The sequence below is a fragment of the Variovorax sp. VaC1 genome (genome assembly GCF_043658315.1).
GTDB lineage: Bacteria > Pseudomonadota > Gammaproteobacteria > Burkholderiales > Burkholderiaceae_C > Variovorax.
In genome coordinates, this window is the sequence record NZ_JBIGLT010000007.1 from 262,784 (window position 1) to 280,458 (window position 17,675).

18 protein-coding genes are annotated in these 17,675 nt (G+C 67.7%); 8 read left to right on the forward strand and 10 right to left on the reverse strand.

Annotated features, from left to right (window positions below; translation table 11 throughout):
• The first annotated feature begins 146 nt into the window (after positions 1–146).
• Positions 147–872: a GntR family transcriptional regulator gene (locus ACGLHS_RS26720; protein WP_394484716.1), complete on the forward strand. Its 726-nt coding sequence runs from the start codon at positions 147–149 to the stop codon at positions 870–872.
• Here the strand turns inward: ACGLHS_RS26720 and ACGLHS_RS26725 are convergent.
• The 9 genes from ACGLHS_RS26725 to gtdA all read right to left on the reverse strand — a co-directional run bounded on the left by ACGLHS_RS26725 (position 859) and on the right by gtdA (position 10,601).
• The gene (locus ACGLHS_RS26725) at positions 859–1,743 is read right to left on the reverse strand and encodes an acyl-CoA thioesterase (protein ID WP_394484718.1); all 885 of its coding nucleotides are present in this window, start codon (positions 1,741–1,743) and stop codon (positions 859–861) included. The genes ACGLHS_RS26720 and ACGLHS_RS26725 overlap by 14 nt on opposite strands.
• A gap of 112 nt (positions 1,744–1,855) precedes the next feature.
• Positions 1,856–2,569, reverse strand: coding sequence for a hypothetical protein (locus ACGLHS_RS26730; RefSeq protein WP_394484720.1), 714 nt, complete (start codon positions 2,567–2,569; stop codon positions 1,856–1,858).
• Positions 2,570–2,630: 61 nt separating this feature from the next.
• Entirely contained in the window at positions 2,631–3,980 is a 1,350-nt protein-coding gene (locus ACGLHS_RS26735) for an FAD-dependent oxidoreductase (RefSeq protein WP_394484722.1), read from the reverse strand.
• The gene (locus ACGLHS_RS26740) at positions 3,980–4,957 is read right to left on the reverse strand and encodes a Bug family tripartite tricarboxylate transporter substrate binding protein (RefSeq protein ID WP_394484724.1); all 978 of its coding nucleotides are present in this window, start codon (positions 4,955–4,957) and stop codon (positions 3,980–3,982) included. The genes ACGLHS_RS26735 and ACGLHS_RS26740 overlap by 1 nt, the downstream gene beginning before the upstream one ends.
• 83 nt (positions 4,958–5,040) lie before the next feature.
• Positions 5,041–6,018, reverse strand: coding sequence for a Bug family tripartite tricarboxylate transporter substrate binding protein (locus ACGLHS_RS26745; protein WP_394484726.1), 978 nt, complete (start codon positions 6,016–6,018; stop codon positions 5,041–5,043).
• A gap of 53 nt (positions 6,019–6,071) precedes the next feature.
• Positions 6,072–7,280, reverse strand: a complete 1,209-nt coding sequence (locus ACGLHS_RS26750; RefSeq protein ID WP_394484728.1) for a 3-hydroxybenzoate 6-monooxygenase — start codon at positions 7,278–7,280, stop codon at positions 6,072–6,074.
• Positions 7,281–7,341: 61 nt separating this feature from the next.
• A complete protein-coding gene (locus tag ACGLHS_RS26755; RefSeq protein ID WP_394484730.1) occupies positions 7,342–8,694 on the reverse strand; it encodes an MFS transporter in 1,353 nt (450 codons plus the stop codon).
• Between the two features lie 46 nt (positions 8,695–8,740).
• A complete protein-coding gene (locus ACGLHS_RS26760) occupies positions 8,741–9,445 on the reverse strand; it encodes a fumarylacetoacetate hydrolase family protein (RefSeq protein WP_394484733.1) in 705 nt (234 codons plus the stop codon).
• Positions 9,446–9,512: 67 nt separating this feature from the next.
• Positions 9,513–10,601, reverse strand: coding sequence for a gentisate 1,2-dioxygenase (gtdA, locus tag ACGLHS_RS26765; protein WP_394484735.1), 1,089 nt, complete (start codon positions 10,599–10,601; stop codon positions 9,513–9,515).
• A 143-nt stretch (positions 10,602–10,744) separates the two neighbouring features.
• Here gtdA and ACGLHS_RS26770 point away from each other — a divergent pair, with 143 nt between their 5' ends.
• From ACGLHS_RS26770 to ACGLHS_RS26795, 6 genes are all read left to right on the forward strand, one after another.
• A complete protein-coding gene (locus ACGLHS_RS26770) occupies positions 10,745–11,638 on the forward strand; it encodes a LysR family transcriptional regulator (RefSeq protein WP_093246416.1) in 894 nt (297 codons plus the stop codon).
• A 399-nt stretch (positions 11,639–12,037) separates the two neighbouring features.
• Entirely contained in the window at positions 12,038–12,487 is a 450-nt protein-coding gene (locus tag ACGLHS_RS26775; protein ID WP_093246417.1) for an acyl-CoA thioesterase, read from the forward strand.
• 89 nt (positions 12,488–12,576) lie between these two features.
• The gene (locus tag ACGLHS_RS26780) at positions 12,577–13,098 is read left to right on the forward strand and encodes a phasin family protein (protein WP_394484737.1); all 522 of its coding nucleotides are present in this window, start codon (positions 12,577–12,579) and stop codon (positions 13,096–13,098) included.
• 125 nt (positions 13,099–13,223) lie between these two features.
• Positions 13,224–13,931, forward strand: coding sequence for a TetR/AcrR family transcriptional regulator (locus ACGLHS_RS26785; RefSeq protein ID WP_093246419.1), 708 nt, complete (start codon positions 13,224–13,226; stop codon positions 13,929–13,931).
• A 3-nt stretch (positions 13,932–13,934) separates the two neighbouring features.
• Entirely contained in the window at positions 13,935–14,771 is an 837-nt protein-coding gene (locus ACGLHS_RS26790; protein ID WP_394484740.1) for a hypothetical protein, read from the forward strand.
• Positions 14,772–14,835: 64 nt separating this feature from the next.
• Positions 14,836–15,093, forward strand: a complete 258-nt coding sequence (locus tag ACGLHS_RS26795) for an acyl-CoA-binding protein (protein WP_394484742.1) — start codon at positions 14,836–14,838, stop codon at positions 15,091–15,093.
• Between the two features lie 13 nt (positions 15,094–15,106).
• On the opposite strand, the gene ACGLHS_RS26800 is transcribed toward ACGLHS_RS26795, so the two are convergent.
• The gene (locus ACGLHS_RS26800) at positions 15,107–16,369 is read right to left on the reverse strand and encodes a CaiB/BaiF CoA transferase family protein (RefSeq protein ID WP_394484744.1); all 1,263 of its coding nucleotides are present in this window, start codon (positions 16,367–16,369) and stop codon (positions 15,107–15,109) included.
• Positions 16,370–16,685: 316 nt separating this feature from the next.
• Here ACGLHS_RS26800 and ACGLHS_RS26805 point away from each other — a divergent pair, with 316 nt between their 5' ends.
• Positions 16,686–17,576 (forward strand): AraC family transcriptional regulator, encoded by an 891-nt coding sequence (locus ACGLHS_RS26805; protein ID WP_093246422.1) that lies wholly within the window; start codon positions 16,686–16,688, stop codon positions 17,574–17,576.
• Positions 17,577–17,675 lie beyond the last annotated feature (99 nt).

The window sequence follows — 17,675 nt, forward strand, 5'->3', positions numbered from 1 at the left end:
GGGCTGCGAGTTCTCCGTGCCGCGTCGGTGCGGCGTGAAAGTTGATCGAGGGCCGCATTGTGTATACATGAATACTTTTTACAGTCCTCGTTAACCCTAATATCACGCCTTAATTCTTATATTCACTGGCATCATGTATACCTGACATGGACACACTCTCCCAACAAGTCACAGAGACGCTGCGCACCTGGATCCTTCACGGGCGGCTTGCGCCCGGCATGCGGGTCGAGGAAGTGCCGATCGCCGAAAGCCTGAAGGTGTCGCGCACGCCGGTGCGCGCCGCGCTGGCCGCGCTGGCGATGGAAGGGCTGATCGACCATCAGCCGAAGAAGGGCTACCTGGTGCGCTCGTTCGCGCTCGAAGACATCCTGGCGGCCTACGAGGTGCGCTCGGTGCTGGAGGGTCTGGCCTGCCGGCGCTTTGCGGCGCTGGGCGTGGACAAGCCGACCGCCGCGCTATTGCAGGCGTGCCTGCGCGAAGGCGACGAAATACTTGCGAAGGGGCAACTGCTGGTCGAAGACCTGGCGCCCTACCAGCAGATGAACGTGAAGCTGCACAACGCGCTGATGCACGGTGCCGGCAACCAGTGGATCGTGCGCTTCGGCGCGCAGGCGCAGGCGGTGCCTTTCGCGTCGGACCGGATCATGCTGTGGAACGACCACGGCGTGATCCTGCGTTCGCACGACGACCACCACCGCATCGTGCAGGCGGTGATCGCGGGCGACGCGGCGCGCGCCGAGCAGCTGATGCGCGAGCACGTGTACTACGCCGGCATCCTGCTGCGCGACAACTACCAGCGGCTGCTGGACGAGCGCAGCCGCGACGGCGCGGCGCCGTCGCCGCTCGCGGCAGGCGATCTCAGCGCGGCTTGACGATACGCAGCATGCCTTCCTGCGCGGTGGAGGCCACCAGCCGGCCGTCGCGCGTGAACAGGCTGCCACGGCACAGGCCGCGCGCACCGCTCGCGCTGGGCGAATCGAGCACGTAGAGCAGCCAGTCGTCCATGCGGAAATCGCGGTGGAACCACATCGCGTGGTCCAGGCTCGCGGGGCGCACCTGCCCGCTCATGAAGCTCAGGCCGTGCGGCAGCATCGCGGCGCGCAGCAGGCCGTGGTCGGAGGCATAGGCCAGCAGCGCGCGGTGCACCATCGGATCGTCGGGCAGCGGCGCGATGGCGCGCATCCAGATCGCGCTTTCGGACGGGCGCACGGCCGGCGTCAGCAGGTCTTCGGGCTCGACGCGGCGGTACTCGATGCCGTGCGGCTCCAGGCCCTTGATGCGCCAGCGCTCGGGCAGGCGGTCGCCCAGGGCAATGCGCTGGTCGAGTTCGCTCGGCAAGCCTTCGGGGCCGTCCACCTGGGGAATGGCGGACTGGTGCTCGATGCCGTCGTCCACCGTCTGGAACGAGGCCGACATCTCGAAGATGATGCGCTCCTGCTGGCGCGCCACCACATGGCGGGTGGTGAAGCTGCGGCCGTCGCGCACGCGGTCGACGCTGTATTCGATGGGCGCATGCTCGCCCGGCAAGAGAAAGTAGGCGTGCATCGAATGCACCGGCCGTTCGGCGCCGACCGTGAGGCTGGCGGCCATCAGCGACTGGCCGAGCACCTGCCCGCCGAACACGGCGGGCGTGCCGATGTCTTCGCTCTGCGCCAGGAAGCGGTCGCCCCCGAGCGGCTCGAGCTGCATGAGGGCGACGAGTTCGTCGACGAGGCGGGTGGCAGTGGCGGGATCGGTGGTCATCGGGGCGGGAGCGGTCAACGCAAAAAAAGTGCAACCCGCAACCATAGCAAAGGCCGGGCCCGCGGGCTGTCGCGGGTCGGTCAGGCCGTCAGACCGTTCGGAGAGCGCTTCTTTATTTGTAGAAGCAGAAGCCCATCAGGCCGGCGCGGCAGCTGTAGTCGGTGCCGCCCTGGACAACGCGCACGGGCACGCCGCCCAGCAGCATCGAGCCGTCGTCGGCGTACACCAGCGGCGTGGGCGTGGCCTTGGTGAAGGCGCCGCTGAGCGTTTCCTGCTCGACGAAGTTGACGTAGTAGCGCTTCGCAAAATCGACCGTGTCGGCCGACTTCAACGGCGCCGCCGCATAGCGTTTGCCGTAGATCGTGCCGAAGTAGCGCAGCGCCGATCCGGTGCGGTCGCCGTACTTCATCTCCGCCCTTGCAAAGCCGGTCTGGATCAGGAAGACCCGGTCTTCGGGCGTGAGGTCGGCGTCGAAAGCCAGCAGCATGTACTGGCCCTCGAAGCTCTGGTTGCGCGCCACTTTCACCTCGCCGATCAGGGCGGGCGTGATCTTGGTGCGGCCTTCCCAGCGCAGCAGCGCCGCCACGGACGGGTCGCCGTCGAACACGTAGTGGTAGGTGTCGCCGGCAATGGCGATCTTGCGGCCGTCCTTGGCCGCGACAAGGCTCAGGATCCGGTCCTTGCCGTGCACGGGCTGGCCTTCGGGTGTACTGGCGCAAGCCGACAGCATCAGGCCGAGGGCGGCGCAGGAAAGGGCAAGGAGGATGCGACGCGCGGTGGTCGACAACGAAAGAAAGTGCACTTTTCGTCCGGGGTTCGAGTTCATCAAGCCCCGGACTCTAGCGCCATCCCGCGCGCATGGCGCACACGGGATGTGCGCGGCGTGTTCAGCGGTCCAGGTCCACGCCGTCGGCGGCCAGCTTCTTTTGCAGCGCCGGCACGTCCACCGCCGCAAAGGCCGTGTGGCCCAGCGATGCCGCCGCCGTGCCCGCGGCCTGCCCCATGACGAAGCAGCCGCCGCTGGCGCGCGCGGCCGACTGGCCTTCGTGCGTCATCGAGGCGCAGCGCCCGGCCACCAGCAGGTTGTCCAGCGTGCGCGGCACCAGCATGCGCCAGGGCAGGTGGTTGTAGGCATTGGCTTCGTCGCGCGGGAAGGCCCATTCGATGCGGCCGTCGGCATGCATTTCCATCGGCCAGGCATTCAGGCCGATGTTGTCGTCGAACTTGGCCGACGCCAGGATGTCTTCGCGCTGCAGCGCATACAGGCCCTGGATGCGCCGCGTCTCGCGGATGCCGACCTGCGGCGCGATCTCCACGATGGCCGACCCGGCGAAGCCCGGCACCTCGGCCTTCAGGAACTTGAAGTACTCGCTGATCTGCCTGCGGCCTTCCAGCTCGCCTTCGGTGAGTTCGCGTGCGTCCACGCCGTTCATCGCATGGCCCTGCGCATTGCGGATCTGCGTGACGTTGGCGCGCCATTCGCGCGGGTCCTTGTTGGGCCGCAGGATCGCGCCTTCGCGCGGAAACTTGTAGGTGCCCGGTTTCTGCGCCTGCACGCGCGCCATGACGTCGTTGATGGCCTTGAACTCGCCCACGGCTTCGAGTGCGGCCGGTGCGTCGACCTGGCCGATGCGGAACATCGTGGTCGGGAACAGCCCGCTGCCGTGGCCGTCGCCCACCTCGAAGGGCACGCCCGCGAAGGCGGCCACGTCGGCGTCGCCGCTGGCGTCGATGAAGGCGTTGGCACGGATCGCCTGGCGGCCCGACTTGGTCTCGACCACCAGCGCCGCCATGCGGTTGCCGTCATGAATGACCGCCGCCGCGAACGCGTGGAACAGCAGCTTGACGCCCGCGGCCTCGAGCAACTGGTCGGCCGCCAGCTTGTAGGCCGAGGTGTCGTACGAGCGCACGCGGATGCGCCCGCCCATGCCGTCCTGCGGCGCGTTCATGCCGTTGAGCGCGGCGATGCGGTCGATCAGGTCGTCGACCACGCCGTGCACGAGCTGCGTCATCTCGCCCTTGCGCTTGCCGTACAGGCCCGCGAAGTTGGTCACGCCGCCGGCCGTGCCCATGCCACCGAGAAAGCCGTAGCGCTCCACCAGCAGCGTGTTGGCGCCGTGGCGCGCGGCGCTCACGGCGGCGGCGATGCCGGCGGGGCCGCCGCCGACCACCACCACGTCGTATTCACCGAAGACCGGCAGCTCGCGTGCCGGCTCGTGCAGGGTCTGGGCTGTCATTACTGGAGCTTGATGCCGCGTGCGGAAATGATCTTGGTCATGATCGCCGCCTCTTCGTTCACGCGGGTGCGCATGCCGTCCGGCGAAGTGCCCACGGCCTGCCAGCCCTGCTCGAAGAGCTTGCGGCGCACGTCCGGGTCTTTCATGACGCCTTCGAGCGCGTTGCTGATGCGCGCCTGCGCGGTCTTCGACAGGTTGGCCGGGCCGAGCAGCGCCACCCACACCTCGAGGTTGAAGTCTTTCACGCCGGCATCGGACAGCGGCGGGATCTCGGGCACCAGCGCGCTGCGGCCGCCCGTGAGGCCAATGGCCTTGAGCTTGCCGGCCTTGATCTGCGGCATGGCCACGCCCGGCGGAATCAGGCCCATCTGCACCTGGTCGCCCAGCATGGCGGTGATGACCTGCGGGTTGCCCTGGTAGGGCACGTGCTCGGGCTTGAAGCCGGGCACGCGGGTCTTGAGCAGTTCCATGCCCAGGTGGCCGACCGAGCCAATGCCCACCGAGCCGTAGTTCCACTTGTCGCCGGCCTTGCGGCCCGCGTCGAAGAAGGCGGTGCCCGAGGGTAGGTTGTTCTGCGCCACCAGCACCAGCGGCGCGGTCGCGATCAGCGACAGGTAGGTGAAGTCCTTGGCCGGGTCGTACGGCAGCTTGGCGTAGAGCATCTTCGACGACGTGAGGTTGCCGTTGATGACGATGCCCAGCGTGTGGTCGTCGGTGGCCTTGGCCACCTGGTCGGCCGCGATGTTGCCCGAGGCACCGGCCTTGTTGTCGACCACGATCGGCTGGCCCAGCACCTTCGACAGCGGCTCGGCGATGGTGCGCGCGGCGATGTCGGGCGTGGAGCCGCCCGGGAAGCCCACCAGCAGGCGGATCGGCTTGGTCGGCCAGGTGTTGTTGTCGGCGCTGGCGGTCAGCGGCAGCGCGGCAGCGGCGGCCAGGCCGCAGGCGATCAAAAGAGCTCTCTTGGTAGCTTGCATGAAAAGAAGTGTGAAAAAGTTGTCAAAACCAAAAGAGGGGCAGCTTAACTGTCGAGCAAGACAGCGGGCAAGCCGCGCCCTGCTTAATCAAGACTGATGTTGCCCCTGCGCACCAGCTCGCCATACACCTTCGACTTGGCCTCGGCATTGCGCCCGATCTCCTCGGGCGACCACGCCAGCGGCTCGAAGGCGAAGGTGTCGAAGCGGGCGCGGATCTCGGGGTCGGCGATGACCTGCGCCACGTCGGCATTGATCTTCGACTTGATGGCCGCCGGCACGCCCTTGGGCGCGAGCAGCGACACGAAGGAATTGACCTCCAGCGACGCCGGGCCGCCGGCCTCGGCCATGGTCGGCACGTCGGGCATCTGCGGAATGCGCCTGGGCGCGGCAATGGCGAGGTAGCGCAGCTTGCCGGCCTTGTAGATGCCCTGGCTCGACGGAATGCTGGCAAAGCTCCACGGCACGTCGCCGGCGCCCACGTTCGAGAACAGCTGCGACACCTCGCGGTACGGCGCGTGCCGCATGCGGATGCCGGTGAGCGCCTCGAGCTGTTGCGCGCCCAGGTGGCCGGGGCTGCCGACGCCCCACGAGCCGTAGACCATCGCATCCGGCTCGGCCTTGGCGGCGGCGATCAGGTCGCTCATGTTCTTCCACTTCGAATCGCTGGCCACGGCCACGAAGAAAGGCGTGCGGAACAGCGAGGCCACCGGGTCGAAGTGCTGCAGCGTCACGAAGTTCTTCGACTTGTACAGGTGCGGCAGCGCCGCGATGTGCTCGCTGTCGAGCTGCAGCAGCGTGTAGCCATCGGGCGCGGCGCGGCGGGCCTGATCTATGGCGATGAAGCCACCGCCGCCGGGCTTGTTGTCGATCAGCACGCGCTGGCCCCACAGGCGCGAGAGCTTGTCGGACACGAGCCGCAGCACCGCGTCGGGGCCGCTGCCGGCCGCGAAGGGCGTGACCAGCGTCACCGGCTTGTTCGGAAAGTCGCCGGCCTGCGCGAGCGCGCCCGTGGTGGCGGTCAGGGCAAGGATGCCGGTCAGCAGTGCGCGCGGAAAGTTCATGCTTTGTCTCCTGGGCCTTCGGCCTCGAATGGTGATGATGAAGGGAACGGGTTTCAGCGCGGCGCGTCGTCCAGGCAATGCGCGGGCCGCCAGTCGTACAGCCACTCGACGGCATCGTAGAAGCGCTCGGGCGTGCGCCCCACCCAGAGGCTGTTGCGCACCAGCCGCTCGACGCCGCTGGCGTGATAGATGCGGCCCATCTCGCGCACCGACAGCACCACGCGCGCGGTGCGGGCCACGCGCGCTGCTTCATACAGCTTGAACGCGGCGGCCATATCGAAGTCGCAGGCCTTCACGGCTTCGCCCAGCGTCACCGCGTCTTCGAGCGCCATGCAGGCGCCCTGCGCGAGGTACTGCATCATGGGATGCGCCGCATCGCCCAGCAGCGTGGCCGGGCCGTCGCTCCAGCGCGCGACCGGGTCGCGGTCGGCGGTGCTCCAGCGGCGCCACGACGTGGGCCGGTCGAGCAACTGGCGCGGGCGCGCATGCACGCCGTCGAAGTACGACAGCACTTCTTCCTTGCTGCCGTCGGTCACACCCCACTCTTCCTTGTCGCGGCTGTGGAAGGTGACGACCAGGTTGTATTGCTCGCCGTGGCGCAGCGGGTAGTGCACCAGGTGGCAGTTGGGGCCGGCCCAGACCACGGGCGCGTTCCAGCGCAGGTCGGCCGGCATGTCGGCCGCCGGCACCACCGCGCGATACACCACGTGGCCCGAGACGCGCGGCGCGTCGCCGATGAGCTTCGCGCGCACCACCGACTTCACGCCGTCGCAGCCGACGATGGCATCGGCGCTGAAGCGCCGGCCGTCTCGCGTGATGGCCGTCACGCCGCGCGCGCCGATGTCGAGCGACTCGACCTGCGCCGAGGTGTGGAAGCGGATCAGCGGATGCTGCTTCACCGCCTCGTGGATCGCGCCGTGCAGGTCGGCGCGGTGGCTCACCGCATACGGATTCTTGAAGCGCGCGCGGAAGGCTTCGCCGACGGGCACCGAGGCCACTTCGCTGCAATCGACCGCGTCCATCATCACCAGCCGGTCGGTGAACACCGAGCCCCTGCGCACCGCCTCGCCGACGCCCAGCGCGTCGAGTGCCGCGAAGGCATTGGGGCCCAGCTGCAGGCCGGCGCCGATCTCGCCAATGGCGGCGCTCTGTTCCAGCAGGTCGATGGCCACGCCCAGGCGGGCCAGCGCGAGCGCGGCGGCCATGCCGCCGATGCCGCCGCCGACGAGCAGCACGGTGGGGTTGACTCGGGTCGACGTCATCTTGATGGATTCCTTGCGTATCTCTTCTCTGGGGAACGGGTCATTCGATGTTCAGGCGCCTCTAGGCGCGCACGACATGGGAGGCAAGCCGCTGCGTCCTCGCCCGATGAACGCCCAGCATGGCCAGCGTCAGCCCCGCGACGATGGCCGGAATGCCGACCACCGCGAACAGGGCGGGCAGCGTGAGGCCCATGGCCAGCATCGCGCCGCCGCCCATCGAGCCGACCACCGACCCGATGCGCCCGATGCCGTTGGCCCAGCTCACGCCGGTCGCGCGGCAATCGGTGGGATAGAAGGCCGCCGACAGCGCGTTGGCACCGACCTGCCCACCGGACACGCAGAAGCCGGCCAGGAACACCACCGTTCCCACCAGCCACGGCGTTGCGGTGAAGCTGCCGATGGCGGCGATGAAAAGCGCGGCGAGCCCATAGGCCACGGCCAGCACGTAGTGCGGGTTGGCCCGGTCCATCAGCCACCCCAGGGCGATCGCGCCCAGGGTGCCGCCCACCTGGAACATCATGGTGATCAGCGCCGCGGTCTTGAGGCTGACGCCGGTGGTCTTGAGCAGCGTCGGCAACCAGCTCGACAGCAGATAGATGATGAGCATGCTCATGAAGAAGGCCAGCCACATCAGCAAGGTGCCGCGCAACAGGTCGGGCCTGAAGAGGTGCGACACCGGCGAGCCAGCGGGCGGGCGCGGCGGCAGCCTGTAGGTGGCGCCTTGCAGGTCGGTGTGGGGCGCGATGCGCCGCAGCGTCCGCGTGACTTCATCGAGGCGCTTGCCGGTGGTGACGAGGTAACGGGCCGACTCGGGCAGCAACACCCACAGCACCGGCAGCAGCAACAGCGGCAGCACACCTCCCACGACCAGCACCGAATGCCATCCGTAGGCTTCGACCAGTCCGGCGGATGCCAGGCCGCCCAGCGCCGAGCCGACGGTGAAGCCGCAGAACATCGTCATGACCAGCAGCGAGCGCCGCTTCTCGGGGCAGTACTCGGCCGTCAGCGTGATCGCATTGGGCATGGCGCCCCCGAGCCCCAGGCCCGTGAGAAAGCGCAGCACGATCAGCATGTCGAGCGATGTCGACCAGGCCGACACCAGGCTCATGAGGCCGAAGAAGAAGACGCTGAGCAGCAGCACCGTCCGGCGGCCGAAGCGGTCGGCAAAGGGCCCGATGGTCAGCGCGCCCACCATGAGCCCGAACAGCCCGGCGCCGAAGACCGGCGCGAGCTGGGCCGGCGCAAGCTGCCACTGCGCCCGGATGGCCGGCGCGATGAAGCCGATCGCGGCCGTGTCGAAGCCGTCGATGGCGACGATCAGAAAGCACAGGACCACGATCATGATCTGGTAGGGCGACACCCTGCGCTGATCGATGAAGCTGGCGACGTCGATGGTGGATGGGACGGCTGGCACGTGGATGTCTCCTTGTCGTTGTGTTCCCGGGCGCTGTCGTGTCGTGTCAGTCGATGCGAACGGTGAGCGAAGGCAGCCGCTCGATGCTCACCTTGATCGTCTGGCCCGGCTTCACCGCGCCCACGCCTTCGGGCGTGCCGGTGAAGATCAGGTCGCCGGGCTGCAGCGTGAAGAGCGTCGAGAGATTGGCGATGACTTCGTTCACCGACCAGATCAGGTGGGTGATGTCGCTGTTCTGGCGCACCTGCCCGTCGACTTCGAGCGTGATGGCGCCGCCGTTGATCTCGCCCACGTCGGCCAGCGTGCGCAGCGGTGCGATGGGCGCCGAGAAGTCGAAGGCCTTGCCGATTTCCCAGGGGCGGCCCTGCTCGCGCATCTTCATCTGCAGGTCGCGGCGCGTCATGTCCAGGCCCACGGCGTAGCTGTGGATGTGGCTGGCGGCCTGATCGACCGGGATGTCCTTGCCGCCCTTGCCGATGGCGACGACCAGCTCGGCTTCGTAGTGGTAGTTGCTGGTGAGCGGCGGATACGGAATGGCGCCGGTCTGGCCTTCGGCCACGGGCACCACCGATGCGTCGTCATTGGGCTTGCAGAAAAAGAAAGGCGGCTCGCGGTCGGGGTCGAACCCCATCTCGCGCGCATGCGCCGCGTAGTTGCGGCCGACGCAGTAGACGCGGCGCACGGGGAACAGCTTGTCGGAATCGGCGATGGGCAGGCCGACGATGGAAGGGGGCGTGAAAACGAAGGACATGGGGGCTCCTGCCGCACGTGGCGGCACACGGTCGAACAAGTGAAAAAGAAAGGAGATGGGCCTGTGTTCAGGCGTCTTCGAGGAAGGCTTCGCGCAGGATGCCCATGGCCTGCTGCACGGGACGGTCGGAGAAGCTGAAGAGCACCGTGTCTTCGGCTGGTGACAACAGCCGCAGCGGTGCCCACGACGGCACGACGAAGGTGTCGCGCGGGCCGAACTCGAAGCGCTGGCCGGCGATCTCGGCGGTGCCGTGGCCTTCGACCACGCTGTACACCGTGCCATCGGTCGCGCGATGGGTCTTGCCCGCGAAGCCCTTGGGCAACAGCTGCAGGTTGGTCGAGATGGTCGGCATCGGCGAGCCGCCCGTCAGCGGGTTGATGTAGCGCAGCTTGTGACCCAGCCACGCATCGGGCGCTTCCTGCTTCTGCAGCTGGGCCAATGCGTCGCGGCTGCGCGCATAGGGGTAGTTGAAGATCGGCGAGGTGGCCGACACATGGTCGTGCCGCACCGGCACCATGTTGTGGCCGAAGCGCGCCAGGCTGTGGCCTTCGGGCCGCGACACGTGCTGCACCTTGGCATCGTCGTTCTCGGCGAAGCCCGCGTCGAAGAAACGCAGCATCGGAATGTCGAGCCCGTCGAGCCACACCACCGGCTCGGTCACGCCGCCGATGCCTTCGTTGCCGTGGTCGTGCCAGGCCCACGAGGGCGTGATGATGAAGTCGCCGGGGTGCATGGTGGTGCGCTCGCCGCCCACCGTGGTGTAGGCGCCCTTGCCATCGACGATGAAGCGCAGCGCCGACTGCACATGGCGGTGCGAAGGCGCGACCTCGCCCGGCATGATGAGCTGCAGGCCCGCGTAGATCGACTGCGTGATCGACGCGTTGCCGGGCAGCGCCGGGTTTTCGAGCACCAGCACGCGGCGTACGGCCTCCTCGGCGGTGATGAGATCGGCCGATGCCATCAGCAGCGGGCGGATCTCGTCGTAGCGCCACAGGGCGGGCACGCAGGGCGTCTGCGGTTCGCGCGGCACCAGTGCGTGCAGCGACTCCCACAGCGGCGAGAGGTTCAGCGGGCGGATGCGCGCGTAGTAGTCGCGGCGCTCGGCGGCGTTGGCCGGGGCTGGCGCGGGGGCTTTGTTTTGCGGGGCGGGGTTCATGGCGGTTTTTTGTCTCCGGGCGCCGGCGATGAACGCCAGCGGCGGCATTGTTGATCCGCACCACTATTTCCTCAAGGCCGATAGCCAATACCCGGAATTGCAAATTCGGATAATGGTGTCTTTCGCATTCGGAAAAGCCCCTCATGTCCAAGCTCGATCTCGAATGGCTCGCCGTGTTCGACGAGGTCTACAAGACCGGCAATGTCTCGAAGGCGGCCGAGCGGCTGGGCATGGCGCAGGCGGCGGCGAGCACGGCGCTCAACAAGCTGCGCGCGCATTTCGACGACCGCCTGTTCACCCGCACCGCGCAGGGCATGCAGCCCACGCCGCATGCCGAGCGCATCTACCCCAACCTGCGCGAGGCGTTGGCGCAACTGGCGCAGGCCCAGGGCAACCGCAGCAGCTTCGATCCGGCGCAGGCGCAGCGGCGCTTTCGCATCTGCATGACCGACATCAGCGAGGTGGTGCTGCTGCCGGGCCTGCTCGACCATCTGCGGCATGTGGCGCCGGGTGTGCACATCGAGACCGAAATCATCTCGACGATCAGCGGCCGCCGGCTGCAGGACGGCGAGGTTGACCTGGCCGTGGGCTTCATGCCGCAGCTGGACGCGGGCTTCTACCAGCAGACGCTGTTCATGCAGAACTTCGTGTGCCTGGCGGCGCAGAACCATCCGCGCATCGGCGCCCGGCTCACGCGCAAGCGCTTCGAGGCGGAAGCGCACGCGGTGGTGTCGACGTCGGGCACGGGCCACGCGATCGTCGACACGACCATCGCCCGGCTGGGGCTGAAGCGCGACGTGGTGGTACGGCTGTCGAGCTTTTTGAGCGTGGCGCGCATCGTGGCGCACACCGAGCTGATCGTGGTGGTGCCGCGCATCCTGGGCAAGGTACTGGCCACGCAGGAACCGGTGAAGCTGCTGGAGCCGCCCTTCACGCTGGCGGACTACGCGGTCAAGCAGCACTGGCACGAGCGCTTTCATGCGGACCCTGGCAATGCGTGGCTGCGGCGGACGATGGCGCAGTTGTTCAACGGCTGAATTTTTGGGGCGCTGCTGTTCGGGGTGCGCTCACGCCGACGGTGTACTCCCCTCCGCGAATGTCCCCCGGCCTGCGGCCTCCTCCTTTATTTCGCTGCGGGGAGCACACCGCCGGCGTGAGCGTTGTTCGGAGCCGCTGTTGATCAGCGGTACACCAGCAGCGCGCCCTTGTGCGCATGACACCGGGTGGTCCCCGCAGCGAAATAAAGGAGGAGCGAAGCGGGGGACATTCGCGGAGGGGACCACCCGGTGTCATGCGCACTCGCCCCGAACAAGCCCCCTTGGCACAAGCCTTGCAGACAGGCGAGCATGCACGGGAGACGAGCGGCGCCGAAGCAGACGGCAGCCACTCGCATAATCGCGGCTCCCCACCCTACAGCCCACACAAAAAGGCGCGCCATGTCTTCCATCACCCTGCGATTCCTCGCCGAACCCAGCACCGTCAACTTCGGCGGCAAGGTCCACGGCGGCACGGTCATGAAGTGGATCGACGAAGCCGGCTACGCCTGCGCGACCAGCTGGGCCAAGCGCTACTGCGTCACCGCGTTCATCGGCAGCATCCGCTTTCACCGGCCGATCATGATCGGCGACCTCGTTGAGGTCGAAGCCCGCCTGGCCTACACGGGCAAGACCAGCATGAACATCTCGGTCGAGGTGCGCAGCGGCGACATGAAGGGCGGCGCGATGGAAAAGACCACCGAATGCCTGATCGTGTTCGTCTCGGTCGACTCGCACGGACGGCCGCTGCCGGTCGAGAGCTTCGTGCCCGGCACGCCCGGCGAAATGGCCCTGGCCGAGCGCGCCAAGACGCACCTCGATGCCAGCCGCGCGGCCGGCGCCACGCCCTGACCTTTTCCGGCTAGGCGGAAAGCTCTAACGGCAGGGGCCGCGGGCGGCTAGAGTCCTGCGATTCGACGCCTCTTTCAAGGAACATCCGCATGGCCACCGCCGACGACGACAGCAACAACAACAAAGCCTCCGACCGCATCAAGGATTCCGCCCAGCAGATCTGGCTGGCCGGCCTCGGCGCCTTCGCCAAGATGCAGCAAGAAGGCAGCAAGGCCTTCGAGGCGCTGGTCAAGGACGGCGCCGGCATGCAGAAGAAGACCCAGCAGGCCGCCGAAGAAACCCTGGCGCAGGCCCAGCAACGCATGGCGGGCTTTGCCAGCGAGTTCGGCACCAAGGCTGCCGGCCAGTGGGGCAAGCTGGAGAACATCTTCGAGGAGCGCGTGGCGCGCGCACTCGAAAAACTCGGCGTGCCCTCGGCCGCCGACGTGGCCGCGCTGCAGGCCCGCATCGACACCCTCGAAGCACAACTGAAGCACCGCGGTGGCGCCGCTAGCGAAACTGCCACGCCCGCCAAGACGGCACGCGCCGCGCGCAAGACCGCGGCACGCAAGGCGCCCGTCGCCCCAGCCAAGAAAACCGTGCGCCGCAACAAGAGCGGCAACGCCGGCTGAGCCTGCCGATATTGCGGCACTGCACAAAAAATCAGCGCCGCAAAACATGGCCCGCACCGTCCATGGTGCGGTGCACATACGCTAGAGTGTCCCCAAGAGACTACGAGACACACGGGGGCACCGACATGGCAAAGAAGGCGCCACGCCGCACAGCGCAACGCATCCTCGAAGCCGCATTGGACCTGTTCAACCGCTTCGGGGAACCGAACGTCTCGACCACATTGGTGGCGGGCGAGCTCAACATCAGCCCGGGCAATCTCTACTACCACTACCCCGCCAAGGAAGAGCTGATCAACAAGCTCTACGAAGGCTACGAGGCCGAGCTCAACGAGCTGCTGCACGCCAGCGAAGGCGTGCACGACGTGGAAGACGCATGGTTCTTCATGCACAGCCTGTTTGAGCTGATCTGGCGCTACCGCTTTCTGTATCGCGACCTCAACGACCTGCTGAGCAAGAACCGGCACCTGGAGACCCAGTTCCAGCTGGTGCTGAAGAACAAGGCCCGCGCCATCCGCCAACTGATTGCGGGCCTGAGCCGCGCCGGCCACCTGGAGATCGACGCGCACGAGGTCGACACGCTCGCGCAGAGCATGGTCGTGGTGCTGACCTACTGGCTCAGCTACGAGTACGTGCGCAACCCGCGCGAGGCGCTGGAGCCCGCGCATGCACAGGGCGCACTGCTGCGCGGCGGCCACCACACGCTGCACCTGCTGGCGCCCTACCTCGGGCGCGAACAGCGGCGGCATCTGCTGGCACTGAGCAACGCCTACAACGGAGAAGATGCTGCCCAAGGCGGCAGCGCCTCGGCCCCCACTGTCGATATGGCGGTCTAGACCATGCCTCACCCAGACTTCAAACCGCTCTCGCTGATGTCCGCCGGTCCGGTTGCCGCCAACGCGGAACCCTGGACGCCCCTGCCCTACGCCGATGCGCCGCGCTACGACGCCCGCAGCGTGCTGCCGCACTGGCAGCGCCTGCATGCCGGCAACGGCCTGCCGCCGCCGGCCGAGGATTCGCCGCTCGCCGAAGGCTGGGCCCTGTTCCACAGCGGCGAGTTCGAACGCGCCGCCGCGCTCGGATTGCGGCATGGCGGCGACGGCCTGGTGCTCGCCAACCAGGCCACTGCCATCTACGCCAACTACCTGGAGCCGCGCGAGGCCATGCGCCTGTCGATGTTCCGCCAGGTGATCGAGCGCGCCGGCGCACAGGTTGCCGCCGAGCCCGAGAACTGCCACGCCCTGTACTGGCAGGCCTATGCGCTGGGCCGCTACAGCCAGGGCATCAGCGTGGCACGCGCGCTGGCGCAGGGCCTGGGCAGCAAGCTCAAGGGCGCGCTGGAACGCGTGATCGCGCTGCAGCCCCGGCACGCCGACGCGCACCTCGCGCTGGCGGCCTTCCATGCCGAGGTGATCGACAAGGTGGGCGCGCTGGTCGGGCGCATGACCTACGGCGTGAGGGCCGAGACATCGATCGAGCTGTTCGAGCGCGGCCTCGAACTGCACCCCGATTCGGCCGCCGGAATGATGGAGTACGCCCGCGCGCTCGCGATGCTGCATGGCGAATCGCGCATGGGCGAAGCCACGCGGCTTTTCGAGAAGGCCGCGGCGCTGAAGCCGGCGGATGCGCGGGAGCGGCTGGACGTGGAACTGGCGCGCGTGGGGTTGCGCGACTGACTTTGGTACCCATGGGTACCGCGGCATTTAAGATGCGCGTTTTCCGCATTCCAATTTGACCGCCATGTCCGATCTCAACACCCTGTTCGAAGCCGCCCAGGCCAACTCCAAGCTGCTCGCCGAGCGCCCCGACAACCCGACCCTGCTCAAGATCTACGGCCTGTTCAAGCAGGCCACCGAAGGCGACAACGCCGCCAAGAAGCCCAGCTTCAGCGACATCGTGGCGCGCGCCAAGTGGGACGCCTGGACCGCCCAGAAGGGTGCGAGCGCCGACGAGGCCAAGCAGAAGTACATCGACCTCATCGAATCGCTCCGAGCCTGACGCTCCGGGTTGGCTAACCCACGATCCCGCGCGCATGCAGCGCGGCGATCTGCTCGGCGCTCAAGCCGATTTCCTTCAACACCGCATCGGTGTCCGCGCCCAGCGTCGGCGCGTTGTGCCGGTGGCTGGCCGGCGTGAGCGACAGCTTGGGCACGAAGCCGGGCACAGAAAGCGCGCTGCCGTCGGGCATGGCCACCTGCTGCAGCATGCCGCGCGCAGCGTAGTGCGCATCGGCCGCGATGTCGGCGATGGTGTAGATACGCCCGGCCGGCACATGCGCGGCATCGAGCACAGCGAGCACTTCGTCCACCGTGCGCTGCGCGGTCCAGTCGCCGATGGCCGCGTCGAGCATTCCGACCTGCGCCACCCGCCCGGCATTGCCCGACAGCGCCGGATCGGCCGCGAGATCGGGCCGGCCGATGCATTCCATGAGCCTGCGAAAGATGCTGTCGCCATTGCCCGCGACGAGCGCATAGCCGCCGTCCGCGCAGCGGTACGCATTGGTCGGCGCGATGCCGGGCAAGGCGCTGCCGGCCGCCTCGCGCACCGCGCCGAATTCGCCGTACTCGGGCAGCAGGCTTTCCATGCAGTTGAAGACCGCCTCATAGAGCGCCACGTCGATCACCTGCCCCACGCCCTTCGGATGCTCGGCACTCACCGTCGCATGCCGGTGCTGCATCGCCATCAGCACGCCGATCACGCCGTGTAGCGACGCCAAGGTGTCGCCGATCGACACGCCCACGCGCACCGGCACGCGACCCGGCTCGCCCGTGAGGTGGCGCAGCCCGCCCATGGCCTCGGCCACCACGCCAAAGCCGGGGCGATCGCGATATGGGCCGGTCTGGCCGTAGCCGCTGATGCGCAGCATCACGAGCGCGGGGTTGGCGGCCAGCAGCGCATCGGGGCCCAGGCCCCAGCCTTCCATCGCACCGGGGCGGAAGTTCTCGATCAGCACATCGGCCTCGGCCGCGAGCTGGCGCACGATGGCCTGCGCCTCGGGCTCGCGCAGGTCGAGCGCCAGCGAGCGCTTGTTGCGCGACTGCACCTGCCACCAGACCGACGTGCCGTCCTTCAGCAGCCGCCAGGTGCGCAGCGGATCGCCCGCACCGGGCGGCTCGATCTTGACGACCTCGGCGCCGAAGTCGGCCAGCGTGCGTGCGGCGAAGGGCCCCGCAATGAGCTGCCCGAGTTCGACGACCTTGAGGCCGGCCAGCGGGCCCTTGGCCGAGGCTGTGGGAGAGGAGGAAGAGAAGGAGGAAGAAGCGGTTTCCGTCATGACGCCAGAGTGTGCCGTGCCGCCGGCCATCCGCCTCGGGGCGGGAAAACACCTATGAATTCTTGACACCGCACTTGCCGCGCCTTTTGCAGTGCAGCAATCGCCCCGGCGCGCCCTTCTCCCACCGGGGAGAAAGCACTTTGCTGCAACGCAATGCACAGCTTGTGCGCCTTGCCCTTGGGTCAAAAAAGTATCAATCTGGAGCGCCTTCTCTGGTTGTTGACGTCCTGGGCGATTCGTACAGTCCGCCCCACGCTGTCACACGTCGCCATGCACGACAAACAAGTCAACGAAGAGACAAGGAAAGAAGAACGCCATGCAACCCGATCTGGAAATCGTCGAAGTCCGCGGTGATGAGTCGTTCACCGCCTGGGCGCACGGCTATCCGTATCGCACGGTGCGCTGGCACTTCCACCCCGAATACGAAATCCAGCTGATCGTGGAAACCAAGGGCGTGTACTTCGTGGGCGACCACGTCGGCCACTTCGAGCCCGGCAACCTCGTGCTGATGGGCCCCGACCTGCCGCACAACTGGATCAGCGACGTGCCCGCCGGCCAGAGCGTCGAGCGACGCGGCATCGTGATCCAGTTTCCGGCCACGCTGCCCGACCACATGGCGGCCGCCTTCCCCGAGTTCCAGCGCATCGTGCCGCTGCTGGCCGAGTCGGGCGCGGGCGTGCTCTTTTCCGCCGAGACCGCCGTCGCCGCCAAGCCGATCATGGAGTCGCTGCTCGAGGCGCGCGGGTTGCGCCGCGTGATCCTGTTGCTGTCGCTGCTCGAGTTGCTGGTCGACAGCAGCGACCGCCAGCGGCTCGCCAGCCCCGCCTTCAAGCCCGACCCCAAGGCCTTCATGTCGCACGCGATCAACAACGTGCTGGCGCACATCGCGGCCAACCTGGGCGACGACCTGCGCGAGCCGATGCTGGCCGAGCTGGTGGGCCAGAGCCCGAGCGCTTTCTCGCGGTCGTTCCGCAAGCACACGGGCCAGTCGTTCGTGCGCTATGTGAACCGGCTGCGCATCAGCCGCGCCTGCGAGCTGCTCACCAGCAGCGAGAAGCCGGTGCTCGACGTCTGCATGGACGTGGGCTTCAACAACGTGTCGAACTTCAACCGGCAGTTCCTGTTGCACAAGCGCATGCCGCCGACCAAGTTCCGCAATTTCCATCGCATGCAGGCCGCGGCCTCGCGTGCCGCCAGCCCGCCGTAGCCGGCTCTTTCCGTGTTCCCCGTGTCGTCACCGGCGCGGCGCCTTCGGGTGCCGCGTGGGGCGAGCCTTTGTCCGCGTTTTTTCGACCGTCAGTCAGTC